The following is a 24,731-nucleotide window of genomic DNA, read 5'->3' as shown; positions in this document are numbered from 1 at the left end:
CATGATGGACGTCCAGCTCACGCTCACGGGTATCCTCGACCGTGCGGTCGACCTCTTTTCCGACCGCGAGATAGTCACGAAGCGCCCCGACGGGAGCGTCCACCGCTACACGTACGCGGACGCCTACGCCCGCACCTGCCAGCTCGCCCACGCGCTCGACGACCTCGGCGTCTCCGAGGGGGGTCGGGTGGCGACGGTGGCGGTGAACCACTTCCGCCACCTCGAACTGTACTTCGCGCCGCCGTGTTCGGGCCGGTCGATACACATGTGCAACATGCGCCTGCCCGACGCCCACTTCCAGTACATCGTCAACGACGCCGAGGACGAGGTGCTGTTCGTCGACCCCGCCTTCATCGAGAAGGTGGAGGCGAACGCCGACGCCTTCGAGACGGTCGAGCGGTTCGTCGTCCTCGCCGACGAGGTGCCCGAGACGTCGCTCGACGCCGTCGCCTACGAGGACCTCATCGAGGGGCGCCCCACCGAGTACGACTGGCCCGACCTCGACGAGGACGCGGAGTGCGGCATGTGCTACACCTCGGGGACGACGGGCAAGCCGAAGGGGGTCGCCTACACCCACCGGGGGGTCTACCTCCACAGCCTCATGTGCGGACACGTCGACGCCAACGGCGTCAGCGAGTCCGACGTCGTCCTCCCGGTCGTCCCGATGTTCCACGCCAACGGCTGGGGCCTCCCCTACGCGGCCACGCTCGTCGGCGCGAAGCAGGTCCTCCCCGGCGTCCACACCGACCCGGGGTCGGTCGCCGAACTCATCGACGAGGAGGCGGTCACCCTCTCGGCAGCCGTCCCCACCATCTGGCTGGAGATGGCGGACTACCTCGACGAGCACCCCGAGGTCGACATCTCGAACATCGACCGCCTCACCGTCGGGGGGAGCGCCCCGCCCGAGTCGCTCATCCGGAAGTACGACGAGCGCTACGACGCCCCCATCATCCAGGGGTGGGGGATGACCGAGACCACCCCGCTCGGGACGCTCAGCACCCTGCGAACGGAACTGCGCGACCGGCCGAAAGAGGAGCAGTACCGCTACCGTGCGATGGCGGGGCTGCCCGTCCCCGGCGTCGAGGTCCGTATCCGGGCCGAGGGCGAGGACGAGGACGTCCCCCGCGACGGGGAGTCGATGGGCGAATTACAGGTCCGCGGGCCGTGGGTCGTCGGCGAGTACCACAACCGTCCCGAGGCCACCCGCTCGGGGTTCACCGAGGACGGCTTCCTGCGGACCGGCGACATCGCCACGATGGACGAGATGGGCTACGTCGACGTCAAGGACCGCACGAAGGACGTCATCAAGTCGGGCGGCGAGTGGATATCGAGCGTCGAACTGGAGAACGAACTGATGGCCCACGAGGCCGTCGCCGAGGCCACCGTCGTCGCCGTCGACCACGAGAAGTGGCAGGAGCGCCCGCTCGCCTGCGTCGTCCTCCGGGAGGGGCACGACGCCTCCGAGGCGGCCCTCCGCGACCACCTCGCCGACCGCTTCCCGTCGTGGTGGCTCCCCGACGTCGTCGAGTTCGTCGACGAGATTCCCCGCACCTCGACCGGGAAGTTCGACAAGCGCACCCTGCGCGAGCGCTACGGCGACGTCGTCCTGGAGGAGGGGGACGTGTAGCTCACACAGGATTAAGTCGCTCCGCCCGCAGGTCGTCGTATGGCAACACAGGACGCGTCCTCCTCCGGCGTGAGCTTCGAGACCACCGAGGAGTGGCGGCTCATCGAACAGAGCCTCGACGACTTCGTCGAGCGGGAGGTCGACCCACTCGAGGAGGAACTGGGCGAGACGTGGTCGAACCCACGCCGCCGCCACGAGGCCGACGGCCGGGTCGTCCCCGAGGTGCGCGAGGCCATCGAGACGATACGGAAGAAGAGCGCCGAGGCGGGCTTCTACGCCATGAACCTGCCCGAGGAGGTCGGCGGCGAGGGCGTCTCGAACGTGACGTGGTACCGCGCGAAGAAGCACGTCGCGAGCCACGGACCGGGGCTCTCGCGGCACGTCCTCGCCGGCCCGGAGGGACCGAAACCGCTCCTGCTGGGGGCCGACGAGGCGCAGCGAGAGGCGTACCTCCTGCCGACGGTGCGCGCCGAGACGTCGACCGGGTTCGCCCAGACCGAACCGGGCGCGGGGTCGGACTCGCCCAACATGGCGACGCGCGCCGAGCGCGACGGCGACGAGTGGGTCATCAACGGGACGAAGCAGTGGATAACGAACGCCCCCGACGCCGACTTCCTGCAGGTGTTCGCCCGGACGACCCCACAGGAGGAGGCGGGGCGCTACGGCGGCATCACCTGCTTCGTCGTCGAGGCCGACGAGTACGAGGTCGGGAGCTTCAACAACGCGGTGGGGTCGGTCGGGACGCAGGCCGAAGTCCACCTCGACGACGTCCGCGTCCCCGACGACCGGGTACTCGGCGGGGTCGACGAGGCGTTCTACGACGCGATGGCGTTCCTCTCGCTCGGGCGGATGGAACTCGGCGCGGAGGCGGTCGGCAACGCCGAGTTCCTCCTCGACCGCGGGGCCGAGTACGCCCGCGAGCGCGAGGCGTTCGGCGAGCCCATCGGGACGTTCCAGGGCGTCTCGCACGAACTCGCGGCGGGGCGCGCGAAGGTCTACGCCGCCGACGCGGCGGGGCACAAACTCGCCTGGAAGATGGACGACGGGCAGCAGACGGTAGAAGACTCCTCCATCTTCAAGTGGCTCTCGACGCAGGCGCTCTGGGAGGTGGCCGACGCCACGGTCCAGGTCCACGGCGCGAGCGGCCTCTCGGAGGACAACCCGTTCATGGACGTGCTCCACTACGCGCGCATCCTCCGGGTCGTCGAGGGGACCGACGAGATTCAGCTCAACACCATCGCCAAGCAGATGGGCGTGCTGTAGTTACAGTTGAGCGACCGCCTCCTCCACCTCCTCGCGCGGGACGGGTGAGATCCAGTCGTCGGCGACCCACGCGTAGGTCACGGTGCGGTCGGCGTCGAGGACGAAGACGGCGCGCCACGACGTCGTCGTGTTCGCCATCCCCTCGCGTTCGACGAGGAGGTCGTACGCCTCCCCGACCCGTCCGTCGACGTCCGAGAACAGACGAAACGGACTCTCCAGATACCGGAGGAAGGCGTTCTGTGCGTAGGGGCCGTCGCGGGTGACGCCGAGGACGGGCACGTCGAAGTCGGCCCAGCCGGCGCGCTCGTAGCGCTTCCACCAGTTCTCCGCGATGGCGGAGAAGGAGAACGCCGAGAACACGAGGACGCACCCGCCGTCGAGCGCCTCGTCGAGGCGCGTCGAGCGGAACGTCTCGCCGGTACAGAGCAGCGACTCGAAGTCGGGGGCGCGCTCGCCAACGGTCGGTGGCATGGTCACCACTCGTCCCCGGGGAGGAAAACTCCACGCCCCGGAGCGCTTTTGCCCCCGGCGGCCGTCACCGGGCGTATGACACGCACGCTCTACCGACTCGAGGGCTGTCCGTACTGCGAACTGGTCGTCGACGAACTGGAGGAGATGGACCTCGACTTCGAGAGCGTCTGGGTCGAAGGGCTCCACTCGAAGCGCGACGAGGTCAAGCGCGTCTCCGGCCAGCGCGCGGTCCCCGTCCTCGTCGACGACGAGCGGGGCATCACCATGTCCGAGAGCGCGAACATCGTCGACTACCTCCAGCGCTCCTCCGGCGAGAACTGAGCGTCGGGGTCCGAGGCCGTGTTATTTCAGTCCGAGTGACACACATATATATGTCCCTGTGAGAAACGACGTAGCCGAGGATGCCTAGTTGCCAAAACTGCGATTCGTTTGTGACTGAAGCGTACGTGCGAGTGTTCGCCCCCCAGGGGATGGAGTCGGTCCGGGTGTGCCCTCGGTGCGAAGACAAACTGAGAGACGGGGCGGAGATCCGACAGGCGCGGTCCTCGCGCGGGAACTGACTGTCCGGCCTACTCGTCGAGGCTGTGGGGGTCGAGGCCCGGGTCGTCGACGGCCGGCGCCCCGAGCGCGAGGATGACCCCTTCCTCCTCGCCGACGTTCCGGTGACCGTGGCCGGTCATCGGGCCGGCGACGTAGAACGTCCCCGGCCCCGCCTCGACGAACTCCTCCTCTCCTGACTCTCCCACCTTGAGCGAGAACGTCCCCTGCACGATGTAGTACAGTTCCTCCTGCTCGGCGTGGGCGTGGTACTGTATCTCCTCACCGGGGTCGAAGTACCAGAGTTTCACCTTCAGGTTCTCCGCCTCTAGCGCCTCGTCGACCGCACGGATGTCGAGGTCCGGCGGTATCTCCTCGATGTCGGAGAGGTCGGTGACCGGTACGTCGTCGGTGTGGACGATTCGATAGCCCATGGCAGCACCACCCACGGACGGGGTGTGTAAATAGCTAGTAGTCCCGGACGGCGTCGACCAGCGCCGGGAGCGCCTCGGTGACGTCCGCTCGGAAGTCGTACTCGGCGCGCCCCGACAGCGCGGTGCGTTCGTGGTTGACGAGGAGGAGCGTCGTCCCTCTCGCGGCGGCCTCGCGGGGGAGGCTGGCGGCCGGTTCGACCGAGAGCGACGACCCGGCGACGAGGAACGCCCCGGCGTTCTGCGCCATCGCGTGGGCGCGGTACCAGGCGTACTCGGGCAGTTGCTCCCCGAAGAGGACGACGTCGGGCTTGTAGAGGCCGTCGCACGCCGGACAGCGCGGCGGGAGGTCGCCGTCGCGGACGGCGTCGAGGGCGTCGCGAGCGCCGCAGTCGACGCAGACGACGTGCTCGCCGTTGCCGTGGAGTTCGACGACCGACTCGCTCCCGGCGGCCTGGTGGAGGCCGTCGACGTTCTGCGTGACGACCCCTTCGAGGACGCCCTCGCGCTCCAGCGCGGCGAGCGCCTCGTGGGCCGCGTTCGGCTCGCGCCCCTCCCCGAGGAGGTCGTCGACGAGGTCGAGGCGGTCGGCCCAGAAGCCCGCCGGGTCGGCCTCGAAACGGCTGATGTGGAAGTCTTCCGCGTCGTACCGCGCCCAGACGCCGTCCGGACCGCGGAAGTCGGGGATACCCGACGCCGTGCTCACGCCCGCACCCGTCATCGCCACGGCCGACCCGGCGTCCGCGAGCGCACCCGCCGCGAACCGGAGCGTCCGGTCGTCGATACTCGCGTCCTCGTCCATGTGAGTGACAGTCGATGCAGGCGCAAAAGCCCGCGGGCCACGGTGTCCGGGCGCGCACTGTCACCCGGAGGGACGCGTCGCTCGCGGCGGCGACGGCGAGAGGAGGGGGAGGGACTCAGAACTCGGGGAGGTTCGCCAGTTCGCCCTCGTCGACCTCCTCGAAGGCATCGCGGGCGATGACGCGCTTGTGGACCTCGTCGGCGCCGTCGACGATACGGAAGGCGCGGACGGCCTGGTAAAAGTCCGAGATGGGGAGGTCGCGGCTGATGCCCGCGCCGCCGCAGGCCTGTAGCGAGAAGTCGATGGCCCCTTGGGCGGTCTTGGCCGCGAACACCTTGCACATCGAGACGGGGATGCGCGCTTCCCCGCCCTCGGTTATCTCGCGGGCCGCGTGGCGGACCATCGTGCGCGAGGCGTGGAGTTCGGTCTCGAAGTCGGCCACCTCGAAGCGCTGGGCCTGCTTCTCGTCGAGCGTCGACCCGAACGCCTCGCGGTCGGCCATGTACGCCTTCGCGATGTCGAGCGCGCGCGTCGCCATCCCGGTGAAGCGCATGCAGTGGGTGAGACGGGCGGGGCCGAGGCGCTGCTGGGCGTGGGTGAACCCCTCGTTCAGCGTACCGAGGAGGTTCTCCTCGGGGATGCGGACGCCGTCGTACTCGATTTCGGCGTGGCTGCTGTGGATGAGCCCTTGGCTGAGGTGGGGGATGTCGCGGACGATGGTCACGCCGTCGGCGTCGGCGGGCACGAGGAACAGCGACGTCCCGGCGTAGGGGTGGGCGTCCATGTCGGTGCGGGCCATCACGATGAACACGTCCGCCTCGCTGCCCTGCGTGGTCCACCACTTGTGGCCGTCGAGGACCCACTCGTCGCCGTCCTTCTCCGCTTTCGTCTGCATCATCTTCGGGTCCGACCCCGCCCCCTGCTTGGGTTCGGTCATCGAGAACGCGGAGTTGATGTCGCCGGCGACCAGCGGCCGCAGGTACTCCTCTTTCTGCTCCTCGGTCCCCACCAGTTCGATGGTGTGCATGTTCCCCTCGTCGGGCGCGTCGACGCGCATCGCGGGCGCGCCGAGGACGGAGCGTCCCGCCTCCTCGAACAGGGGGAGGACGTCGCGGAAGGCGACGCCCATGCCGCCCCACTCCTCGTCTATCTGTGGGCAGAACACCTCGTACTCGCGGGCCTCCTCGCGCAGGTCGGCCACCACCGACGAGGGGACGTCCCCCTCCTGCTGGTGCTCCCGCTCGGTCGGGATGACGACCTCGTCCATGAACGCTCGCGCGCGGTCCCTGAGTTCCCGCGCCTCGGGTGAGTCGTGATACTCCATGTTCGAACCTACGAGCACACCATTGTAAATTCATAGGGCGCGACGGACCGAACACCGTTCGGTCGAATCGCGGCGTGCGCAAACTTATTCGTACTCGGACCGCGACAGCGTGAACAATGGGAGGTACGTCACATGAGCGAGGGAAGTGAGGAGTACTTCGAGCGCATCGTCGACACGGACCGACTCGCCGACTATCTCGAGGACGAACTCGGCCCCGCCGAGGAGTACCACGTCGAACACCACCAGGAAGGTCACTCGAACGAGACGCTGTTCGTCACCTGGGGGGAGCGCGACCTCGTCATCCGCCGGCCGCCGCCGGGCGAGGTGGCGGACAACGCCCACGACGTCCTCCGCGAACACCGCGTCGTCGACGCCCTGCAGGGGACGGACGTCCCGCTCCCGCCGACCGTGCTCGCCTGCGAGGACCACTCGGTCATGGGCAGCGACTTCTACGTGATGGAGCGCGTCGAGGGCGACGTCCTCCGAGGGGGCGAACCCGAGCGTTTCGCCACCCCCGAGGCGCGCCGTCGCGTCGGGGAGGAACTCGTGGACACGCTCGCGCGCATCCACGCCGTCGACTACGAGGCCGTCGGCCTCGGCGACCTGGGCTACCCGCCGGGGTTCACCGAGCGGCAGGTGAAACGCTGGTCCGAACAGCTCACGTGGGCGTTCGACGTCACGGCCGAGGAACGGGAGGTACCGACGCTGTACGACGTGATGGAGTGGCTCACCGAGAACGTCCCCGAGGGGACGCCGACGGCGCTCGTCCACGGCGACTACAAACTGGACAACGTGATGTACGCGCCCGGCGACGACCCCGAGGTCGCCGCCGTCTTCGACTGGGAGATGAGCACGCTCGGCGACCCGCTGACCGACCTCGGCTGGATGCTCAGCTACTGGTGGGACGAGGGCGACCCGGACCCGCCGGCGGCCACCGACACGCTCACGACGAACTTCATGACGCGCGAGGGCTACCCCACCCGACGCGACCTCGTCGAGCGCTACGAGGAGCGGACCGGCTTCACCTACGACGAGGAGGCCGACCGCTTCTACCGGACGCTCGCGGTGTACAAACTCGCCGGGCTGGGCGAGATGTTCTTCCGGCGCTACCTGGAGGGGAACTCCGACGACCCGATGTACCCCCGGATGCGCGACGGCGTCCCGCAACTCGCGGCACGCGCACAGCGCATCATCGACGGCGAGGAACCGCTCTGACCCGTCGAAGGTAACGCTATAAGGCACTCGACGGCGCACGTATCGTAATGGCGGTCATCGACGGCTACTGGCTCTCCCTCCATCGGTTCTTCCTCCTCGGTGCGGTCGCCGTCTCGCTCGGCGTGTTCGTGCGCTTCCTCGACGACGAGACGAAACGCCGGGTTCGGGGCCGCCTCTTCCTCGGCGTCCCGTGGGGGACGCTCGTCGTCGCCGGCGTCGTCGTCTGCGTCTACCTCTTCGTCCAGAACGGCCTCGCACATCCCCGGTCGCCGACGGTCGTCCCCTACCGGTCGTGGTCGTACTTCTACCCCCTCGGCGTGCTCGTCTCGTCGTTCGCCCACGCCGACCTCGGCCACCTGCTCGGCAACCTCGTCGCGACGCTGACGCTCGGGGCGCTCGCGGAGTACGCATGGGGGCACTTCCCCCGCGAACGGGGCGTCCAGACGTTCAGGACCCTCCGGACGGACCCGTTCGCCCGCGTCGGCGCGTTCGTCGGCGCGTCGCTGTTCGTCGCCGTCCTGACCGGGGCGTTCGCCCTCGGCCCGTCGGTCGGGTTCTCGGGCGTCGTCTTCGCCTACGCCGGCTTCGCGCTCCTGCGCTACCCCGTCGGGACGCTCGTCGCGCTGTACGTCGGCGACCTCCTCTCGCTGGGTTACGACGCGCTCCGGCGACCGCTGCTCACGCAGGGTGGGCGTCCGGGCTACCTCACGCCGTGGTGGGCGGACATCGCCATCCAGGGCCACGCCCTCGGTCTGTTCCTCGGCGCGCTCCTCGGGGCGGTCCTGTTCGCCGCACGTGACGAGCGCCCGCCCGCCGCCCGGGTCTGGGGCGGCGCGCTCCTGTTCGTCGTCTCCCAGGGGCTGTGGGCGGTGTACCTCCCGCGGTCGGGGAGCGTGTTCACGCTCTATCGCGCCGTCGGCGTCGGCCTCGCGTTCGCCATCGCCGTCCTGCTCGCGAGCGCGTCGCGCGCGAGCGACCGCACGCTCGTCGACCGTCTCGACCTGAGCGACCGGGAGGCGTCGTTCGGCACCGTCCTCGCCGTGGTCCTCGCGCTCTCGGTGGTCGCCGTCCCGTTCAACTTCTTCGTGGTGGCCGACGCGGAGGCGGGCGTCGGCGAGGACAACAGCCTCGAGGTCGGCGACTACACCGTCTTCTACACCGAGAGCGTCGCCAACCAGTACGTCTCCACGGTCGAGGTCGGCTCGCTGACCAGCGCCGCGGCGGTGAACGCGAGCGGCGTCATCGTCGTCAACGAGGAGCGCCACATCTGGTGGGAGGTGGTGTCGACCGACCGCCTCGCCTTCGACGGCACCTCCGAGGTGCACGTCGGCGGCCTCGGCTGGCGCGAGACGGTGTCGGTCAACCGGACGGGCTGGGAGGTCGTCGGCAACGACACCGCGGCGACCGTCCACCTCGAACACGAGGACCGGCGCACGCTGGCGCACACCGACGACCCCCTCCGGGCGGAACCGACCGTCGCCGGGCGGAACGTGACGGTCGTCCCCGGCGAGCGCTTCACGCTCCGGGTGTCGAACGGCGGCGAACCCCTCGGGACCGCTGCCCTCCCTACCGCCGAGCAGTCGACGTCGACCGCCGGCCTGACGTTCACGCGCTCGGGCTCCCGGCTGTACGCGGAGACGTCCGACACGCGCGTCCGCATCGCGACCAGGGAGTGACCTACCGCCACTCGACGCGGTAGACCTCCGTCTCGATGGTCCGGCGCGCCTCGGTGTGGAAGTCGAACTGGCGGTCGAGGTCGAACTCGGCGGCGAAGGCGTCGGTCACGGTCCCGCCCGCGTCGGCGACGAACGACTCGACGAACGCGCGGCTCCCGGCGTTGTGTATCGAGTAGGAGACCGTCGCCAGGTCGCTCGCGCTCGCGAGGAAGGCCCGGTCAGCGTGGCGGTTGCCGCGCTGTGCGCCGAAGGGTGGGTTCGTGAGGACCGTCACGGCGTCGCCGGGACAGCAGGGGGGACGTGTCGCGTCGCCGAGAACCCACGCGACCGACCCACAATCGAGGCGCGTCGCGTTGTCGCGGGCGACGGCGAGCGCCTCGGGGTCGCAGTCGACGCCGACCACGCGGTGCGCGCCCGCGAGCGCCGCGCCGAACGCGAGCATCCCCGTCCCGCAGCCGAGGTCGAGGACCGTGTCGAGGTCGCCGCGGAGCCCTGCGAGGTGGACGAGGTGGGCGGCCAGCGGCGCGGGCGTCGGGTACTGCTCCAGCTCGACGCGCGGGTCGTCGAACCCCGCGACGGCTTCGAGCGCGCGTTCGAGCGTGCGCCGTCCCATAGCGTGGGAGAGAGGCGTCGTCGACAGAAGGCTTTTCATCGTGCCGGGCAGACGCACACGGGAGCAGACGTGTCTAAAAGAGTGACCTGTCCGAGATGTGATTCGAGGCTGGAGCGCTACGCGCTCGGCGGCGGGGCGACCCACTCCTGTCGGCGCTGTGGCTACCTCGGCGTGTCGGTCGACCACACGAGCGAACGCCGGGCGCCCGAGAGTTGGACGGCGGCGTTCGAGCGTTTCTACGGGAAGGAGTGAGAGGTCAGTTCTCGGCGGAGGCTTCGGCTTCCTCGGCCTCCGCGTCGTCCTCGTCCGAGACGGACGACTCGACGGGTTCGCTGCGGTTCGGTCGACCCTGGTCCTCGCCCTCCTCGCTGCGCGCCGCGACGAGCGCGCCGCGGGCGACGCTGTAGAGCGGGTCGTCGACGCTGTGGACGTCGCTGATGGAGAACGGGATGTTCGCGTCCTTCAGGTGGTCGGCGAACAGCGCCTCGAACCCGCGGGGACTCGACGTGCCGCCGGTGACGACGACGGGGACGTCGAGACCCTCCTCGATGTCCTCCTCGTCCACCTCGCGGGCGATGTTCTCGACGACGTAGTCGAGCAGGTTCTCGTAGTAGATGGCGAGCGCACCCTCGACGCCCCCGACGTCCGTCCGGAAGTCGAGTTCGAAGTCGTCCTCCTTGATTGAGGTGACCTTGTCGATGGGCTTGCCGGTCGCCTGCGCGGCCTGCTCGTCGATCCAGTCGCCCCCGCGGGCGATGGAGAACGTCATCACGGGGACGGCGTAGTAGGCGAGACAGACGTTCGTCATGCCCGCGCCGAAACTGACGCCGAGGCCGGTGAAGTTGTTCTCCGCCAGTTCGGAGTAGATGACCGCCATCCCCTCGTTGATGGGTTCGGGGTCGTAGCCGGCGTCCTGCAGGAACGACTCCAGGGTCTTCTGGTGGTAGAGCACCGAGAGGTTCGAGTCGATGGGGTCCGCGGGCACCGAGTAGTGGATGCGCTCCTGGTGGTGGGACGGCTCGCCCGCGACCTGTTCGATGATGAGCTTCATCATCGGGATGGCGCTCTTCTCGTCGTTCGAGAGGATGCCCCGCTGCATGGGCCGGCGCGTCTCCTGTTTGAAGATGTTCGCGAAGTTGAGCGCGTCGTCGCCGACGACGTACACCGCGTCGTCCTTCCGGATGTGGAGGACGTCGCTCCGCGAGAGCATCTGCTCGGCCATGTCGGAGTGCTCTATCTCGACGAACGAGTTGCGCTGCTGTACGAACACCGTCTCGTCGCCCTCCTGGCGACCGGAGATGATGTTCATCGTGCCAACGTCTATGCCCTTTGCCATGTCCGTTCCTATCACTACTGTGTAATAAGTTTACTGCGTACTGTTATAACATAAGAATAAAAGTCGTTCTCCGAATCAGTCCAGTCCGAGGCGGCGCGCGAGCCGCTCCCGGAGCGTCGGTTTCGAGTCGGGCGTCGCCGCCTGTCGCTCGCGGAGTTCGCGTAACGCCGCCGCCTGGTCGTCGGTCCCGCTCCCGCGTTCGCTCCGGTCCTCGTTCCCCCGGAGTCCCTGGAGGCCCGCGACGGCGCCGTCGACGCCCGCCGCCCGGTGCGTGCTGGGCGTCACCGAGTCGAACCCCGAGCGGTCGATGGACTCGTCGTCGACGGACGCACTGAATCTGACCGACCGCGTCTCGACTTTCCGGACGCCACCCCAGTTGAGTTCGGTCGACGCGAGCGCGTCGTCGATGTCGCGTCGGACCTGTTCGTCGGTGACCGTCGGGTCGTCGTCTCGCTCGCCCTCGTCCACGTTCCGGGGCTGGGCCCGGTCGATGTGGTAGCCGACGAGCGCGGCCGCCGTCGCCGCGAGCACCGTCACCAGGCCGACGGCGTAGAGGGCGACGCCCTCCATGCTGTAGTCCGCCCCCGTCGAGACGTCCCACTGGTAGGGGTAGACGCGGAGGAAGAACGCGACCGCGCCGAGGCAGATGGCCTCGCCGACGAGCGCGCCGTAGCGCGCGCGGCGTTCGACCGGCAGGAGGACCGTCACGCCGAGCAGGAGCGTCGGGAGGCCGGTCGCGCCCACGGCGAAGGCGATCTCGCGGAGCCAGTAGACCTTCCCGGGGGCGGTCAGGGTCTGCTCGTAGACGAACACCGTCAGTCCGGCGAGGCCGAGGCCGAGGCCGCCGAAGAACAGCGCGAACCCGAGGTAGACGTCCACGCGCCGTTCGGGTTCGCCGATGTGTCGCCTGTACCACGCCACGAGGCGGTCGGTCGTCTCGTCGCCAATCATTGCACGACAATACGTATCTAACTATAAGACCTTTCGTGTAACCGGAATCACCCTCAGCTGTTAAGTCGACCGTGTGCCATCTCACCGCATGGCTCGTGAACTCGACCCACAGGCACAGGCCGTCCTCGACCTCCTCGACTCCGTCCCCCGCCCGCCGACGCACGCGCTGTCGGTGACGAGCGCCCGGTCGGCGCTGGAGGAGTTCTTCACCGACGAGGACCCCGACCCCGTCGGCGACGTGGCCGACTTCTCGATTCCCGGCCCGGAGACGGACATCCCGGTTCGGCTCTACCTCCCCGAGGCCGAGGGCCCCCACCCCGCGCTCGTCTACCTCCACGGCGGGGGGTGGGTGCTCGGCGGCCTCGACACCCACGACGCGACGTGCCGGGGCATCGTCACCCGCGCCGACTGCGCTGTCCTCAGCGTCGACTACCGCCTCGCGCCCGAACACCCCTTCCCGGCGGCGCTGGAGGACTCCTACGCGGCCGTCGAGTGGACCGTCGAGAACGGCGAGCGCGTCGACATCGACACGGACCGCGTCGCCGTCGGCGGCGACAGCGCCGGCGGCAACCTCACCGCCGGCGTCACGCTCATGGCCCGCGACCACGGCGGCCCCGACGTCGCCCACCAGGTGCTCCTCTACCCGGCCGTCGCCTCGCCGCTGGTCCACGACTTCGAGAGCTACGAGGAGAACGGCGAGGGCTACTTCCTCGAGACCGAGAGCATGCGCTGGTTCTACGAGCGCTACATCACCCGGGCGACCGACCAGCGAAACGAGTACGCCGCGCCGCTGCTCGCCGCCGACCTCTCGGGCCTCCCGCCGGCGACGGTCGTCACCGCCGAGTTCGACCCGCTGCGCGACGAGGGCCGCGAGTACGGCGACCGGTTAGGAGACGCCGGCGTCCCGGTGACGCACCACCACTACGACGGGATGATTCACGGCTTCTCCAGCATGGAGGAGTTCGTCGACGCGGCGGGCGAGTCGCTCGACGACGTGGCGAACGACCTGCAGGAGACGTTCTCGTCGTAGGTGCCGAACTCAGCGCCCGCCACGCTCGCCTACCACGTTCCGTGGAAGGTGTCGAACGAGAGGGAGTCGAGCGGTTCGTTGCCGACGGCGATCTCGTACTCGCCGGGGGTGAGCATCGGTTTGTGGAAGCGCGGGCCGTCGTCGGTCGTGATGCGCGGGCATCCGGTGTTGACGAAGGCGTCGAAGTCGAAGTTCCGCAGGCGGTCGGGCGTCACCTCGTCCATCGTCAGCAGGTAGGCGTTCTCGTTCTCCTCGACGATGTCCGTGGCGACGTCCCAGCGCCCCTGGCCGATCTTCGTACAGAAGATGACGCCCCAGCGCTCGGCGTCCATCGCCTTGTGGACCGACGCGAAGCGCTGCTTGAGGAACGTCTCGGTGTCGGCGACCGTGACGACGTTGTTGACGGGGTCGGCGATGATCACCTTCTTCTCGGGGTGTTCCATCGCCAGGCCGAGCGGGTGGAACTTCCCGCCGCCGACGTAGAGCACCTGGTCGGCGCCGACGTCCGCGCTGGCGTAGTTACAGCCGAGGACCTGTCCCTCGTTCGTGAGACGCTCGTCGCCGCGGCGGGTGTGGACCTCGTAGCCCCGTTCCTCGAGGAAGGTCCGCATCTCGTCGAACTTGTTCATGTGCTGGGCGGTCGTCACGAGGCCGACGTCGGGGTCGTCTGCGGGGTCCGCGAGTTCCGCGAGCGACTCCTCGACGATGGGCGTCACCTCGACGTTCGAGAACAGCGGGACGTAGATGATCTTCTCGGACTCCTTCATCGGGGAGTGGCCGAAGTGGACGAACACGTCCGTCCGGCGCATCAGGTAGGTGTCGAGGTCGCAGGCGCCGTAACAGGGCTGGCCCGAGATGAGCACGCGCACCTCCTCGCCGAGCAGTTCGCGCAGGTCGTCGGCGACGGCCGACCCGCGGCGCTTCAGGCCCTCGGGGAACTGCAGGCCGACCTTCGTCGCGTCGCGCTCCTCGACGGCCTCGACGATGCGCTCGAGTTCGTAGTCCCACTCGCGGTCGTGTTTGAGCGACAGCCCCGTGTTCCGGAGGTCGCCCTCGGAGAACTCCGACTCCTGACTCATTGCCGTGAGCAATGGCTCCGCGCGGTTAACGTGTGTGATTCGTCCGACCCGTCAGGACGAGTGACACGCTCAGTCCTCCGTCCAGGCGTAGAGGTCCTCCTTCGGGGCGCCGCAGTTCGGACACGTCTCGGGCAGACCGTCCTCGAGGTCGCCGACCTCGCCACACTCCGCACAGCGCCAGACGAGGTAGCCCTCGCCGAACCCCTGTCCGGGGTCGTGTTCGAGGTCGACGTGCCCGACGGCCTCGCCGGTCCGCACCTGGAACCCCTCCTCGGTCAGTCCCCTGATGATACCCAGTTCGTTCCCCTCCTCGTCGAAGACCGGCTGTCCGGGCTTCACAACGAGGTCGGTCGGTTCACTGGCCATACATGGTGTAGCGCGCTCCGAGGGCATCAAAGTGCTGTCCGATGACACGCCACACGACCTATCCGACCCGGCGGTGTAGCCTCGACATGGCGTCCGTCCTGCTCGTCTACGGCACGTCGGAGGGACAGACCGAGAAGATAGCGCACCACGTCGCGGGCGTCCTCGTCGGCCGCGGCCACGAGGTCGAACTCGTCCACGGCAGACACCTCCCCGAGTCGCTCGCCCCGGCGCGCTACGACGCCGTCGTCGTCGGCGACTCCGTCCACGGGGGACGCCACCACGCGTACGTCAGGCGGTGGGTCGAGGCCAACCGGGACGTACTCGCGTCGCGACCCTCGGGGTTCTTCCAGGTGAGCCTCTCGGCGGCCAGCGAGCGAAGCGAGAGCGTCGCGGCCTCCCGTGCCCTCGTCGACGAGTTTCTGGAGGGCGCGGACTGGTCGCCCGACCACGTCGGCGACTTCGGCGGGGCGCTCGTCTACTCGCAGTACGGCCCGGTACAGCGCTTCGTGCTGAAGCGTATCGCGGGGCGCGAGGGGGGCGACACGGACACCGCGCGGGACTACGAGTACACCGACTGGGGCGAGGTGACGGCGTTCGCGGAGGCGGTCGCGGCCGACCTGGACGACGTTCGCCACACCTAAACACGCCCGGTCCTAAGCGGTGGTATGAGCATCGAAACCACGCCGGACGCCGAGAGCGAACCGTCACCCGAAGCGGAAGCGACGCGACTCGCGAGCGAACTCGGCCAGGCCATCGAGCGCCTGCCGGCGTACCAGGACTTCGCGGAGGCGAAGGCGGCAGTCGAGAGCGACGACGAAGCCCAGGAGCGCATCCAGGAGTTCGAGGGGCTGCGCGAGGACTTCATGCTCGCCCGCCAGGCCGGCTCCGCGACCAACGACGACCTGCGCGAACTCCAGCGCGCACAGCAGGAACTCCACGAACTCCCCGTCATGAACGAGTACCTCCGCGCGCAGTCCGACCTCGAACTGACGCTCCAGGAACTCAACGAGATGGTCTCCGCGCCCCTCGGCGTCGACTTCGGCGAGAAGGCCGGCGGCTGCTGTCAGGACTAGCCACCCACCGGGTAAACGCTCTCCCAGAAGCTTCGCTTGCTGGGAGCCTGTGAGACGCGAAGCGTCTCACAATGGGACTGAACGGCTTCCCTCACCCCCTCAGTCGCGTCGCTCCTTCGAGGGTTCGGTCGCCCCGCTCGACGCGTGCGCGCCTCGCGGTGAACCGCGTTCGTTTGCACTCGCGCGGACGCCACGCAGTGGAATACCCGAGTACACTTGACACACACCGTACCCGCCATCGCGGCGTACCGCAGAGGCTTTACGTCGATAGCTGGTAGGAGGTGAGAGACGGCACGGTCAGGCAGCCACCTTTCGACTCACGTGGTTTCCACGTGTAGTTGCCGCTGCCTGACCTACCCCGTCTATCTCTACACTCGAAGAGCGACTGCGCTCTCACACTGAAGTGGAACCCGGAGTGTCCACTGTACCGTCACACGAGCGACGAAGCTACTGTCGAATCGCTACTTCTTTCCGGGGAACGAGCCAGTGCATCGATTGCCGCGTTTGGTAGACAGAGAGCGTGCGTGTTTCACTACTGATTCTGTTCTGTACTTCTCGTCCTGAATTCGTCGATGGAGATGAGAAGGTGGACCACACCGGAGAGCCGATTCAACAGAGATCACTTACAGGAAGAGATATTCTGCTTGTTTTCCACTCAGAGGCATGGTCAAATTCGCCGAAGGATTAAGCGACGATGAGCTACTCGCCTATTGCATAGCCTTCGGTATTATTATCGGGATGATGCTCGGTTTTTCAACCGGATTCATCACCGGAAATCCTCTTATCGGTCCCATGGGGGCCGGTATGGGGATCTTTCTCGGACTCGCAGTCTGGATAGTACTGTCTGAACGAACTGGGCTTTAATTCCCGATGTTCAGATATATCGTCCTATATCTGTCGTCACACCAGACGCCCACCCACGCCACCGCCGAGTAGCCCCGGAAAAATATGAGATGATCCGACTTGATCGCCACCCGAACAGGGTGGAACCTGAGACTCGGCGAGTTGCTGGTCGATACACTCGCGGCACCAGTCTACCAATACCGACAACCACTGCAGTGCGGTGATACTGCGTGTCGTACCGCGAGGCGCGCACGCGCCGAGCGGGGTGACCGAACCCTCGAAGGAGCGACGCGACTGAGGGGGTGAGGGAAGCCTTTTGGTCCAGATTTTACCCTCCGGGGGTCTTCGGCCCCCGGTCGTGGATAAAAGGTGGATTGACGTGCCTGGCGCGACTGGCCCCGATATGGACGACGTGCACTCCGACTGGGGCGACTGGCTCCTCCGCGCAGTCGAGGAAGCGGACCCCGACGGCCTCGCGGTCTGGTATCTCGGTTGCAACGGGTTCGTCGTGAAGGCGAGCGACGGGACGACGCTGTTCGTCGACCCTTACCTCGGTACCGGCGACCCGCCCCGGACCGTCCGCATGATACCCGTTCCGTTCGACCCGACGGACGTGCGCGAGGCGGACGCCGTCCTCGCCACGCACGAGCACACCGACCACGTCCACGGGCCGAGTCAGGCACCCATCCTCGCGGGCACGGGGGCGGACTTCTACGCGCCGGACGCGGGCCTCGACGTCGTCGAGGAGGAGGACTGGACCGGCGAGTGGGACGTCGCGCGCGAGCAACTCGTCGAGGTTGGTGAGGGCGACACGTTCGAGGTGGGCGGCGTGACGGTCCACGTCGCGGCGGCGAACGACCCGGACGCCGACCACCCCGTCTCCTACGTGTTCGAACACGCCGGCCGGACGTTCTTCCACGGCGGGGACGCCCGCCCGGGGGAGGCCTTCGAGCGCGTCGGCGAGCGCTTCGACATCGACCTCGGCGTCCTCGCCTTCGGCAGCGTCGGGCGGATTCCCGACAAGGAGACGGGCGAACCGACGCGCACGCGGTGGTACTCCGACGAGAACATGGTCGTCGAGGCGGCGGCGCAACTCGACCTCGACCGTCTCCTCCCCACGCACTGGGACATGTGGAAGGGGCTCACCGCGGACCCGACGGCGCTGTTCGAACACGCCCGGAGTTTCGACGCCCCGCGACGCGTCGAGGTCCACCAGATCGGCGACCGGACCGACGTCTGAACGGCGCGTTCCCCCTCGTACTCGCCGTGCGTATCGGTCGCACGGAAGGACCGGATTCGTTTTATCTCCGCGGCGAGTTCGTCCGGTAATGGCTACTATCAGCGTCGCCGTTCCGCGGAAGGGACGGCCGCTCGAGGCGGTGCTCGAACGCCTCGCCGCCCGGACGGGGGCGCAGGCGCTCGCCGACGACATCATCTCGACGCTCCGCTACGAGAAGGCGATAACGAAGGGGAGCCAGCAGCCGGACCGGCCGGTCTACGAGCGGCTGGCCGACTACAGCGACCACCGCGACCCGACCGAACCGGAGTACACGCTCCTCCGCGACTCCCGGGGTGGCCTCCCGCGACGCATCGTCTTCGACTCGGTGACGGTCCGGGCGGGCGACCACGACGTCCACCTCGTCGGCCGCGAGGAGCCGTTTCGCGCCCTCCGGAAGCACGAGTTCGCCCTCGGCTTCGACAGCGCCGACCTCGTCCTGGAGGAGGTCGTCGGACTGGAGGCCGACGCGCTGACGGACATCGCCGACGTGAACGACCGCATCGACCCCCACGACACGGACGTCCGCGTCGTCACGGGCCTAGGGGATACGGTGTACCACACGCTGCTCGCCACCCCCGAACTCGCGGACGGCCCCCTCGACCGGTCGTTCGTGGCCGACTACGAGGGGCCGCTGTGTATCTCCCCTCGCTACGAGCGCCTCGTCGAGGCCGTCCTCGGGACGCGCGCGGCCGAGGGCGTCGAGTTCTGTTACCCTGCCGACGCCGAGACCGAGGAGGAGGCCATCGCCGACGCCGGCCTCGGCGTGTACGTCACCGTCACCGGGTCGACCGCGCGCGACCACGGACTCGTCCTCGGGCAACGGCTCTTCCCGAGCGAGACGGTGCTCCTCGAGAACAGGAACGAGGTCACCGACGCCGAGGCGCAGGTGAAAGCGCTGTTCGACGTGGCGGCGACCGAACTGCCGGCCGGCCAGTAGCTCCCCGGCGCACCCCGCCCCCTGGCGTTTTTGTGCGTCCGTCCCGACGCTTCGCCACCGTCGCTGATGGACGATGCCGCTCCCCCCCTCCCCGACGACCTCCTGACGCTCCTCGACGACGGCGATGTCGACGGAGCGAGCGCGTGTCTCGACCGCTGTCGTACCGCCGACGCCGGCGTCCGGACGGAGACGCTCCGGACGCTCCGGCGGGTCGCGGCCGAGCGTCCGGCGTCGCTCGCGCCGCTCGTCTCGCCTCTCACGCCGTTCCTCACGGACGAGGAACGCTCGGTTCGACTGACGGCGGTCAAACTGTTCGTCGTGCTCGCCGAGGTGTTCCCCGAGCGCTGCGTCGACGCCGTCCCGACGCTCGCGGGACGGCTCGCGGACGACGGGGAGTTCTACTACGTCCGCGCTCGCTCGGCCGAGGCGCTCGGCTACGTCGCCGTCGAGTGTCCCGCGGAGGCCGCCACCCCGGACGTGCTCGCCGACCTCCGGGTGGGGCTGTCGTTCGACGAGCCCGAGGTCAAGGAGAAACTGGCGAAGGCGCTGGCGTACGTCGCGCTCGGGAACCCCCGACGCCTCCGGCACCTGACGGGGAGCCTCGCCGCCCACCTGGACGACGACGCCGCCCTCGTCCGGTACTACCTCTGTACGGCCCTCGTGGCCGTCGGGTGTGACCATCCGGGCGGCCTCGTCGCCCGCCGCGACGTCCTCGTCGACCGGCTCGACGACGGAGACCCGTTCGTTCGCGGGCGGGCGGCGGAGGCGCTCGGACTGGCCGCCCGGGCCGAGGGAGCCGACGACTGGCTCCCCGTCTCCCTCCTCGAGACGCTGACCGACCACGAGGAGGCGTTCGCGGCCGAACGCGCGCGCTTCGCGCTCGCCGCGCGGGCGGATGCGTCCGGAGAGGAGTGGCCCGCCGACGTCGGGACGACCGAGGCCGTCCGCGGAACGGTCGAGGAGGCCGCCGCGGCGATGACGGCACCCGACGGCGGCGAGTGTCCGTCCTGTGGACTCGCACTACCGGCGCACGGCCCGCCGACGTGCCCCCGATGTGGCTCCCCGCGACCCAGAACTTAGACCGGCCCAGGAGTCGGAGCGACTCCACCGAGTTAGACGCGTTGTAAAAAATGATGGCAGAGGAACGTCCGCGGGGAGCACCGACGCGACGGGAGTACGTGAGGTACGGCGGGGCGGTCGTCGCTGGCGGCCTGCTGTGGGGGTGTGCGGGCGGCCCCGGCGCTGGGGGAGGTGACGGCGGGAACGGGACGGACTCCCTGCCGAGGTGTCGGGGCGGACTGCACGACTTATGCTCCGGTAGTCCACAGGTCAGCTACCGACATGTCCGCACCCACCACGCCGAGCGACCCTACCGCCCGTCGAACGCTCGAACGCCGTTCGCGGACGCCCGGGGGAACGAAGCGATGACCGGAGCGACGGGGACCGTTCACGCGATTCACGTCGCTCCCGAGGCACGTGCACCGATGGAGCCGCGCGAACGGGTGGAGGCGGTCGCCGGCCGGGGACTCCGGGGCGACCGCTACTTCGAGGCGACCGGGACGTACTCCGATTCCGCCCGCGACACCCCCCGCGACGTCACCCTCATCGAGGCCGAGACGCTCGATGCCGTCCGACGCGACTACGACATCGAACTCGCCCCCGGCGAACACCGGCGGAACGTGACGACCCGTGGCGTCGCGCTCAACCACCTCGTCGGCGCGCGGTTCCGGGTCGACGGCGCGGTGTGTGAGGGCGTCGAACTGTGCGCACCCTGTTCCTATCTCGAACGACTCCTCGAACGCGAGGGCGTCCACGACGCCCTCGTCCACCGCGGCGGCCTCCGCGCCCGCATCGTCCAGAGCGGAACGGTGGCCGTCGGTGGGCACGTCGTCGCCGACCCCATCGACGGACGCGCCACCAGGTCCGGCGAGACGGTGGACGGCCGGTAGCGACCGTCCCGCACCGCCCTTCGTCGTCCCCACTCGGGGACCGGTCGGACAGCACCGCTTCTCGGTCACCTCCGACGCTGTACCGTCGAAATCCGCGCGGTGCCGTCGAACCGCGGGTACCGCGTCCGGAACTCGGTCGTCCGAACGACAGTTTCTCCGAAGCTACCGGTCAAACACAGCGAACGCTGTCGGTCCCGTTTGACGCGTAACGGCGCCAGTCGGTGTGCTGTGCGTGTCTCGACGGTTACGGGTTCTCCCCGTGGAGGCGCGTGTCTCCATCGAAGAAAGGGTTGTACCGCTACGAGATGGGGAACAGATATGGAACGCGAACAGTCGACGACGACCGAGTGGCTGCTGGTCGGAGCGTGGCTGCTCGCGCTGGTCGCACTGTTCTTCGCGCTCGCTGTCGACGACACAGTCGTTCCTCGGGATCGCTGGCGCGACCTCCCCGCTGGCTGGCCTCTCCGTCGTCTGGTTTCTCGTCGGAATAGCCGACGACCCTCCACCTGAACGGATGGTAGACCGACGCTCAGCGGCTCCCGATAGCGGCAACCGACACGCCGGTTCGCTCCGGCTCGGCCCGGGGTCACTCGTTGTTCGAGGTGTTCCGCGAGTGCGTCTCTGTGAGTCGGTACGCGGACGGTTCAGCTGAACCGTTCCTACACAAAAGCTATGTTCAGCTATAGGGACATTATAGTATGTACGAAACTCCCGCGCCAACACACGGGTTCTTCCCCGTCGTCGTGGTGTTCTGGGTCTACGTCGGACTCGCGGGAGCCGTTGCGGTTGGAGCACATGAGATGGGTGCGTCAGCAGGTGTGGCGGTTCTGGTCTTCCTCGTCGCTGCTGGCCTCCTGTTGAAACCGTTCCTGTCGGTTGCGCGACGGCTCATGCCGACGCTCCCGCACGAGACGACGGAGTAACTCTCTTCGGGACCACGACGTTCCTGCCGTCCGATAGGCCCACTCTGAATGGGAACACCCTGTGGCGTCGGTCAGTTACTACCCAACTGGAGAAACATACACTGACTGGCCCGACCCGATTACTCCCTCCTGTCCGTGAGGATTGTAGGATTTCGAACGCCGAACCTCTGGAACCCCGGCCGGCGATATTCGATATAGCTATATACGATTTACACGTCGGACGTCCGACGCCATCTCAGGACCGGAATCGTGACACAGAATCGTATACTCACTCCAGCGCGTAGATGTTCGCCTCGTACACCTCGCGCACGCGGTCGCCCCAGTTGTGGGTGTAGGTGTCGATGATGTCCGTCGCCACGTCCCCTCGGAGATACTTCACGATGCCGCGGTCGCCCGTCCGGTCCCGGAGGTGGGTCGTGAAGAAGTGCCGGAAGTAGTGTGGCGTGACGTTCTCCGTCGCGCCGCCGCCCGTCCGGTACCAGCCGTGGGCTTCCGCGTGGCGTCGGACGACCGTTCGGACCTGCCCCGTCGTGAGACGCTCGCCCCACTCCTCGCCGGTACTGACGAACAGCGGTTCGGCGGGCGAGCGCGCGTCGGGCCGGATGGTCAACCACCGGACGAGCGCGCGCCGGAGTTCGGCGTCGACCGGCACGACCGTCGCCCGTTTTCGCTTGTTGGAGGCGGTACGCTCCTCGCCGTCGACGACCTGCCCGCGGGCGACGTCGCTGGCGACGTACACCGAGTCCGGACGGTTGTCGAGCTGCGGTCGGGGTGGGACGTCGAAGGCGTCGTGGACCGCCGGCGAGAGGTGGACGTCCCGGAGGTCGAGGTTGCACGCCTCGCCGACGCGCATGCCGGTCTTCAACAGCGTGAGGATCACGGCGCGTTCGAGCGGGTGGGTGACGCTCGCGACGAACGTCCGCATCGCGCTCACGCCGAGTTCCCGACGCTCGGGGTCCGTGTCGACCGATTCGTCCATCTCCGCCATCACGAGCGCCATCGGATTGGCGTCGAAGACGCCGGCCTGCGTCATGTAGCCGTAGAACCGGTGGACGTACGTCGCGTAGGTCGCCACCGTGCTCGGAGCGTGGTCCGCGCGGACGCCGTGGACCCACGCCAGACACACGCGACGGTCGGCGTCCGCCGGCGTGGTCCCCCGCTCCGCCAGGAACGCCTCGAACCGACGGAGGACGCGCTCGTAGGCGGTGCGCGTCCGCTCGGAGCGTCCGTGGTAGGTGAGGTCCTCGAGGAAGTACTCGACCGGGTCGGGAACCTCCTCGACCGGGCGTTCACCGCTCACGGTACTCGCCCCGACGATTCCGGACGTCTCCGTTCCCGTCCCACTCGTCGCCCTGCGACGGCGGCGTCCGCCGTCCGGGCGGGTCGTCGCGACGGCGGTCGGTCGCCCCGTCCCTCCGTCGACCGCGCTCGCGGTAGCGACGGTCCTCGTGCTGGGCGGTCCGGCCCTCGCGCTCACCCCCTCGGTCGCTGGGTCGCTCGGACTGGTCGGGGGGCTCGCCGACCACGGCGTAACCGTCGTGGCGGCCGCTGTATCTGACCCGTCCCTCCTCCTGGAGGCGGCCGAGCGCGTCGTCCAGTCGGTCCTCGAGGCCGCCCGTGAGCGCGGAGAGCAGTTCCTCCCAGTTCAGATAGCCCTCCCGGCGGAGCAGTTCGAGGACCCGGTCTTCCAGCCCGTGACCCCTGGGGGTTGCGTCCGCAGAAGGGGGTTCCTCGGCCTCGACGTCGAACCCCCGCCGACCCGCCTGCACCATCGTCCGGAGGAACTCGCTCTGGCTCATGTCGAGGGCATCGGCGTGGTCCACCCACTCGTCTTTCTGGTACCGGGGCACGTACGTCTTCACCACGGTTCGGTCGTCACGAGTCACGACCTATCCATCTCGGTGACTGTACATCAGCCTTGTCCCACAGAACCCGATAACGAGTCTTATCTCTATTCGAAGCACTCGACTGGCGTACAGCGTAGTCCTACAAATACAGATATTTCTACCTGGTAGTGCTATGGAGCGGGAGTAGTATCGTCGAGTCAAACACGACGAAACGATTCGCTCGCGTTCTTACGGTCGCCTCTCGGATGGCGCTTGTGCTCCGCCACCCGACCGACTCCCGTCGACGTCGGTCCTCTCGCCCCGCGACGTCCGCCGGCCACGCTTCTGATACCCTCTCCGTCCGGACGGTTCGCCGGTCGTGAGCGCGACGTTATCCGCCGGGCGTGCCACTTCGACACATGACCCCGGAGACGACCGACTTCGACCCGAACGACCCCGAGGCGCGGGACGTGGCGAGCGACGCCGCTGCCGACCGCGAGGAGTTCCTCTCGCTGTTGCCCCACTACTACCGGGGGGAGACCGCCCGGATGTCGGCGCTGCTCGACCGGATCGACCTCACCGTCGACTGGGCCATCGCGGTCATCGTCGCGCTGCTCGCGCTGTCGTTCAACGCGACCGACCGGCCGCCGTACCTGTTGCTCATCGCGATGGCCGCGCTGGTGATGTTCCTCGTGTTCGACGTCCGTCGCTACCGCACGTTCGACGCGACGCGGGCCCGGGTACGGATGCTGGAGGAGAACGTCTTCGCGAACGCCTTCAGTCCCGAGGGTGCCGAGCACGAGGGGTGGCGCGCGGAGTTGAGCGCCGACCTGCGTCGACCGACGCTGAAGGTCTCCGTCCAGGAGGCCGCCGGACGCCGTCTCCGACGGGTCTACCTCCCGCTGTTGACGGTCCTCGTCGTCGCGTGGCTGTACCGCATCACCGTCTACGTCCCCGGGGAGGCCTGGACGGCCACTGCGTCGGTGCCGGGTGTTCCGGGAACGGTCGTCGCGGCGCTCGTCGCCGCCGCGTACCTCGCCGCGTTCGCACTCGCGTACTGGCCGTACAGCCGCGAGGCCAGGGGGGAGTTCCACGGCGAGGACGCCGGCGAGTGGAAACAGTCCGATTGACAGTTCCCGGTCGTTCCGGCGGAACCGGGACTACGTCCTCGTTAGTATAG

The 24,731-nt window shown here is 68.4% G+C and carries 28 protein-coding genes and 1 pseudogene; 18 read left to right on the top strand and 11 right to left on the bottom strand.

Annotation, left to right across the window (positions count from 1 at the left end):
• Window positions 1-4: 4 nt before the first annotated feature.
• On the top strand, window positions 5-1,627 hold the full coding sequence (locus P1Y20_RS05345) for a long-chain fatty acid--CoA ligase (RefSeq protein ID WP_368662161.1): 1,623 nt from the start codon (window positions 5-7) through the stop codon (window positions 1,625-1,627).
• Between the two features lie 39 nt (window positions 1,628-1,666).
• Entirely contained in the window at window positions 1,667-2,890 is a 1,224-nt protein-coding gene (locus tag P1Y20_RS05340) for an acyl-CoA dehydrogenase family protein (protein ID WP_304447624.1), read from the top strand.
• Here the strand turns inward: P1Y20_RS05340 and P1Y20_RS05335 are convergent, their stop codons facing one another.
• Complete coding sequence (locus P1Y20_RS05335; protein ID WP_304447623.1) at window positions 2,891-3,361, bottom strand: redoxin domain-containing protein; 471 nt, start codon at window positions 3,359-3,361, stop codon at window positions 2,891-2,893. It abuts the gene before it with no gap.
• Window positions 3,362-3,436: 75 nt separating this feature from the next.
• Between P1Y20_RS05335 and P1Y20_RS05330 the strand changes: the two genes are divergently transcribed.
• Complete coding sequence (locus tag P1Y20_RS05330; RefSeq protein ID WP_304447622.1) at window positions 3,437-3,682, top strand: glutaredoxin family protein; 246 nt, start codon at window positions 3,437-3,439, stop codon at window positions 3,680-3,682.
• Window positions 3,683-3,762: 80 nt separating this feature from the next.
• Window positions 3,763-3,921, top strand: a complete 159-nt coding sequence (locus P1Y20_RS18840; RefSeq protein WP_438359927.1) for a DUF7563 family protein — start codon at window positions 3,763-3,765, stop codon at window positions 3,919-3,921.
• Between the two features lie 9 nt (window positions 3,922-3,930).
• On the opposite strand, the gene P1Y20_RS05325 is transcribed toward P1Y20_RS18840, so the two are convergent.
• The 3 genes from P1Y20_RS05325 to P1Y20_RS05315 all read right to left on the bottom strand — a co-directional run bounded on the left by P1Y20_RS05325 (window position 3,931) and on the right by P1Y20_RS05315 (window position 6,455).
• A complete protein-coding gene (locus P1Y20_RS05325; protein ID WP_304447621.1) occupies window positions 3,931-4,332 on the bottom strand; it encodes a cupin domain-containing protein in 402 nt (133 codons plus the stop codon).
• A gap of 34 nt (window positions 4,333-4,366) precedes the next feature.
• Complete coding sequence (locus P1Y20_RS05320) at window positions 4,367-5,131, bottom strand: SIR2 family NAD-dependent protein deacylase (RefSeq protein ID WP_304447620.1); 765 nt, start codon at window positions 5,129-5,131, stop codon at window positions 4,367-4,369.
• Window positions 5,132-5,246: 115 nt separating this feature from the next.
• Window positions 5,247-6,455 (bottom strand): acyl-CoA dehydrogenase family protein, encoded by a 1,209-nt coding sequence (locus tag P1Y20_RS05315; RefSeq protein WP_304447619.1) that lies wholly within the window; start codon window positions 6,453-6,455, stop codon window positions 5,247-5,249.
• Between the two features lie 132 nt (window positions 6,456-6,587).
• Between P1Y20_RS05315 and P1Y20_RS05310 the strand changes: the two genes are divergently transcribed.
• Both P1Y20_RS05310 and P1Y20_RS05305 read left to right on the top strand, forming a co-directional pair.
• A complete protein-coding gene (locus tag P1Y20_RS05310) occupies window positions 6,588-7,670 on the top strand; it encodes a phosphotransferase family protein (protein WP_304447618.1) in 1,083 nt (360 codons plus the stop codon).
• A 47-nt stretch (window positions 7,671-7,717) separates the two neighbouring features.
• Entirely contained in the window at window positions 7,718-9,346 is a 1,629-nt protein-coding gene (locus tag P1Y20_RS05305) for a rhomboid family intramembrane serine protease (protein ID WP_304447617.1), read from the top strand.
• A gap of 1 nt (window position 9,347) precedes the next feature.
• On the opposite strand, the gene P1Y20_RS05300 is transcribed toward P1Y20_RS05305, so the two are convergent.
• Complete coding sequence (locus P1Y20_RS05300) at window positions 9,348-9,959, bottom strand: METTL5 family protein (protein ID WP_304447616.1); 612 nt, start codon at window positions 9,957-9,959, stop codon at window positions 9,348-9,350.
• An 81-nt stretch (window positions 9,960-10,040) separates the two neighbouring features.
• On the opposite strand from P1Y20_RS05300, the gene P1Y20_RS05295 reads away from it, so the two are divergent.
• Window positions 10,041-10,211 (top strand): zf-TFIIB domain-containing protein, encoded by a 171-nt coding sequence (locus P1Y20_RS05295; RefSeq protein WP_304447615.1) that lies wholly within the window; start codon window positions 10,041-10,043, stop codon window positions 10,209-10,211.
• 4 nt (window positions 10,212-10,215) lie between these two features.
• On the opposite strand, the gene P1Y20_RS05290 is transcribed toward P1Y20_RS05295, so the two are convergent.
• Window positions 10,216-11,295, bottom strand: a complete 1,080-nt coding sequence (locus P1Y20_RS05290; RefSeq protein ID WP_304447614.1) for a cell division protein FtsA — start codon at window positions 11,293-11,295, stop codon at window positions 10,216-10,218.
• Window positions 11,296-11,370: 75 nt separating this feature from the next.
• Window positions 11,371-12,246, bottom strand: a complete 876-nt coding sequence (locus P1Y20_RS05285) for a cell division protein CdpA domain-containing protein (RefSeq protein ID WP_304447613.1) — start codon at window positions 12,244-12,246, stop codon at window positions 11,371-11,373.
• A gap of 88 nt (window positions 12,247-12,334) precedes the next feature.
• Here P1Y20_RS05285 and lipP1 point away from each other — a divergent pair, with 88 nt between their 5' ends.
• A complete protein-coding gene (gene lipP1, locus P1Y20_RS05280; protein ID WP_304447612.1) occupies window positions 12,335-13,276 on the top strand; it encodes a LipP1 family hormone-sensitive lipase in 942 nt (313 codons plus the stop codon).
• 29 nt (window positions 13,277-13,305) lie between these two features.
• On the opposite strand, the gene dph2 is transcribed toward lipP1, so the two are convergent.
• Window positions 13,306-14,355: a diphthamide biosynthesis enzyme Dph2 gene (gene dph2 / locus P1Y20_RS05275; RefSeq protein WP_304447611.1), complete on the bottom strand. Its 1,050-nt coding sequence runs from the start codon at window positions 14,353-14,355 to the stop codon at window positions 13,306-13,308.
• 69 nt (window positions 14,356-14,424) lie between these two features.
• Entirely contained in the window at window positions 14,425-14,721 is a 297-nt protein-coding gene (locus tag P1Y20_RS05270) for a DUF7130 family rubredoxin-like protein (protein ID WP_304447610.1), read from the bottom strand.
• A 41-nt stretch (window positions 14,722-14,762) separates the two neighbouring features.
• Between P1Y20_RS05270 and P1Y20_RS05265 the strand changes: the two genes are divergently transcribed.
• From P1Y20_RS05265 to P1Y20_RS05225, 9 genes are all read left to right on the top strand, one after another.
• Window positions 14,763-15,362 carry a flavodoxin domain-containing protein gene (locus P1Y20_RS05265; RefSeq protein ID WP_304447609.1) on the top strand — a complete coding sequence of 200 codons (600 nt, stop codon included), beginning with the start codon at window positions 14,763-14,765 and terminating at the stop codon, window positions 15,360-15,362.
• Window positions 15,363-15,386: 24 nt separating this feature from the next.
• Window positions 15,387-15,794 (top strand): YlbF/YmcA family competence regulator, encoded by a 408-nt coding sequence (locus P1Y20_RS05260; RefSeq protein WP_304447608.1) that lies wholly within the window; start codon window positions 15,387-15,389, stop codon window positions 15,792-15,794.
• A gap of 663 nt (window positions 15,795-16,457) precedes the next feature.
• A complete protein-coding gene (locus tag P1Y20_RS05255) occupies window positions 16,458-16,658 on the top strand; it encodes a hypothetical protein (RefSeq protein ID WP_304447607.1) in 201 nt (66 codons plus the stop codon).
• A 382-nt stretch (window positions 16,659-17,040) separates the two neighbouring features.
• Window positions 17,041-17,877, top strand: coding sequence for an MBL fold metallo-hydrolase (locus P1Y20_RS05250; RefSeq protein ID WP_304447606.1), 837 nt, complete (start codon window positions 17,041-17,043; stop codon window positions 17,875-17,877).
• Window positions 17,878-17,965: 88 nt separating this feature from the next.
• Window positions 17,966-18,853 carry a phosphoribosyltransferase HisG-related protein gene (locus tag P1Y20_RS05245; RefSeq protein ID WP_304447605.1) on the top strand — a complete coding sequence of 296 codons (888 nt, stop codon included), beginning with the start codon at window positions 17,966-17,968 and terminating at the stop codon, window positions 18,851-18,853.
• 66 nt (window positions 18,854-18,919) lie between these two features.
• Window positions 18,920-19,933, top strand: coding sequence for a HEAT repeat domain-containing protein (locus tag P1Y20_RS05240; protein ID WP_304447604.1), 1,014 nt, complete (start codon window positions 18,920-18,922; stop codon window positions 19,931-19,933).
• A gap of 344 nt (window positions 19,934-20,277) precedes the next feature.
• Complete coding sequence (locus tag P1Y20_RS05235) at window positions 20,278-20,802, top strand: MOSC domain-containing protein (protein WP_304449463.1); 525 nt, start codon at window positions 20,278-20,280, stop codon at window positions 20,800-20,802.
• Between the two features lie 318 nt (window positions 20,803-21,120).
• Complete coding sequence (locus P1Y20_RS05230; protein WP_304447603.1) at window positions 21,121-21,312, top strand: hypothetical protein; 192 nt, start codon at window positions 21,121-21,123, stop codon at window positions 21,310-21,312.
• 188 nt (window positions 21,313-21,500) lie between these two features.
• A complete protein-coding gene (locus tag P1Y20_RS05225; RefSeq protein ID WP_304447602.1) occupies window positions 21,501-21,725 on the top strand; it encodes a hypothetical protein in 225 nt (74 codons plus the stop codon).
• A 268-nt stretch (window positions 21,726-21,993) separates the two neighbouring features.
• Here the strand turns inward: P1Y20_RS05225 and P1Y20_RS05220 are convergent, their stop codons facing one another.
• Both P1Y20_RS05220 and P1Y20_RS05215 read right to left on the bottom strand, forming a co-directional pair.
• Entirely contained in the window at window positions 21,994-23,025 is a 1,032-nt protein-coding gene (locus P1Y20_RS05220) for a tyrosine-type recombinase/integrase (protein ID WP_304447601.1), read from the bottom strand.
• A 217-nt stretch (window positions 23,026-23,242) separates the two neighbouring features.
• Window positions 23,243-23,611: pseudogene (locus P1Y20_RS05215) on the bottom strand (DUF5805 domain-containing protein); the annotation flags it as partial.
• Between the two features lie 359 nt (window positions 23,612-23,970).
• On the opposite strand from P1Y20_RS05215, the gene P1Y20_RS05210 reads away from it, so the two are divergent.
• Window positions 23,971-24,681 (top strand): DUF2270 domain-containing protein, encoded by a 711-nt coding sequence (locus P1Y20_RS05210; RefSeq protein WP_304447600.1) that lies wholly within the window; start codon window positions 23,971-23,973, stop codon window positions 24,679-24,681.
• Window positions 24,682-24,731 lie beyond the last annotated feature (50 nt).

The organism is Halomarina ordinaria, from assembly GCF_030553305.1.
Classification (GTDB): Archaea; Halobacteriota; Halobacteria; order Halobacteriales; family Haloarculaceae; genus Halomarina; species Halomarina ordinaria.
The sequence above is the reverse complement of the archived record's forward strand: the minus strand, read 5'-3'. Positions and strand labels throughout refer to the sequence as shown.

Coding starts and splice junctions, on each gene's coding strand:
- P1Y20_RS05245 (WP_304447605.1), top strand. CDS start 17,966: ATGGCTACTATCAGCGTCGCCGTTCCGCGGAAGGGACGGCCGCTCGAG.
- dph2 (WP_304447611.1), bottom strand. CDS start 14,355: ATGAGTCAGGAGTCGGAGTTCTCCGAGGGCGACCTCCGGAACACGGGG.
- P1Y20_RS05260 (WP_304447608.1), top strand. CDS start 15,387: ATGAGCATCGAAACCACGCCGGACGCCGAGAGCGAACCGTCACCCGAA.
- P1Y20_RS05250 (WP_304447606.1), top strand. CDS start 17,041: ATGGACGACGTGCACTCCGACTGGGGCGACTGGCTCCTCCGCGCAGTC.
- P1Y20_RS05330 (WP_304447622.1), top strand. CDS start 3,437: ATGACACGCACGCTCTACCGACTCGAGGGCTGTCCGTACTGCGAACTG.
- P1Y20_RS05270 (WP_304447610.1), bottom strand. CDS start 14,721: ATGGCCAGTGAACCGACCGACCTCGTTGTGAAGCCCGGACAGCCGGTC.
- P1Y20_RS05345 (WP_368662161.1), top strand. CDS start 5: ATGGACGTCCAGCTCACGCTCACGGGTATCCTCGACCGTGCGGTCGAC.
- P1Y20_RS05310 (WP_304447618.1), top strand. CDS start 6,588: ATGAGCGAGGGAAGTGAGGAGTACTTCGAGCGCATCGTCGACACGGAC.
- P1Y20_RS18840 (WP_438359927.1), top strand. CDS start 3,763: ATGCCTAGTTGCCAAAACTGCGATTCGTTTGTGACTGAAGCGTACGTG.
- P1Y20_RS05265 (WP_304447609.1), top strand. CDS start 14,763: ATGACACGCCACACGACCTATCCGACCCGGCGGTGTAGCCTCGACATG.
- P1Y20_RS05325 (WP_304447621.1), bottom strand. CDS start 4,332: ATGGGCTATCGAATCGTCCACACCGACGACGTACCGGTCACCGACCTC.
- P1Y20_RS05285 (WP_304447613.1), bottom strand. CDS start 12,246: ATGATTGGCGACGAGACGACCGACCGCCTCGTGGCGTGGTACAGGCGA.
- P1Y20_RS05240 (WP_304447604.1), top strand. CDS start 18,920: ATGGACGATGCCGCTCCCCCCCTCCCCGACGACCTCCTGACGCTCCTC.
- P1Y20_RS05320 (WP_304447620.1), bottom strand. CDS start 5,131: ATGGACGAGGACGCGAGTATCGACGACCGGACGCTCCGGTTCGCGGCG.
- P1Y20_RS05290 (WP_304447614.1), bottom strand. CDS start 11,295: ATGGCAAAGGGCATAGACGTTGGCACGATGAACATCATCTCCGGTCGC.
- P1Y20_RS05300 (WP_304447616.1), bottom strand. CDS start 9,959: ATGGGACGGCGCACGCTCGAACGCGCGCTCGAAGCCGTCGCGGGGTTC.
- P1Y20_RS05255 (WP_304447607.1), top strand. CDS start 16,458: ATGGTCAAATTCGCCGAAGGATTAAGCGACGATGAGCTACTCGCCTAT.
- P1Y20_RS05305 (WP_304447617.1), top strand. CDS start 7,718: ATGGCGGTCATCGACGGCTACTGGCTCTCCCTCCATCGGTTCTTCCTC.
- P1Y20_RS05235 (WP_304449463.1), top strand. CDS start 20,278: ATGACCGGAGCGACGGGGACCGTTCACGCGATTCACGTCGCTCCCGAG.
- P1Y20_RS05315 (WP_304447619.1), bottom strand. CDS start 6,455: ATGGAGTATCACGACTCACCCGAGGCGCGGGAACTCAGGGACCGCGCG.
- P1Y20_RS05225 (WP_304447602.1), top strand. CDS start 21,501: ATGTACGAAACTCCCGCGCCAACACACGGGTTCTTCCCCGTCGTCGTG.
- P1Y20_RS05210 (WP_304447600.1), top strand. CDS start 23,971: ATGACCCCGGAGACGACCGACTTCGACCCGAACGACCCCGAGGCGCGG.
- P1Y20_RS05340 (WP_304447624.1), top strand. CDS start 1,667: ATGGCAACACAGGACGCGTCCTCCTCCGGCGTGAGCTTCGAGACCACC.
- P1Y20_RS05335 (WP_304447623.1), bottom strand. CDS start 3,361: ATGCCACCGACCGTTGGCGAGCGCGCCCCCGACTTCGAGTCGCTGCTC.
- P1Y20_RS05230 (WP_304447603.1), top strand. CDS start 21,121: ATGGAACGCGAACAGTCGACGACGACCGAGTGGCTGCTGGTCGGAGCG.
- lipP1 (WP_304447612.1), top strand. CDS start 12,335: ATGGCTCGTGAACTCGACCCACAGGCACAGGCCGTCCTCGACCTCCTC.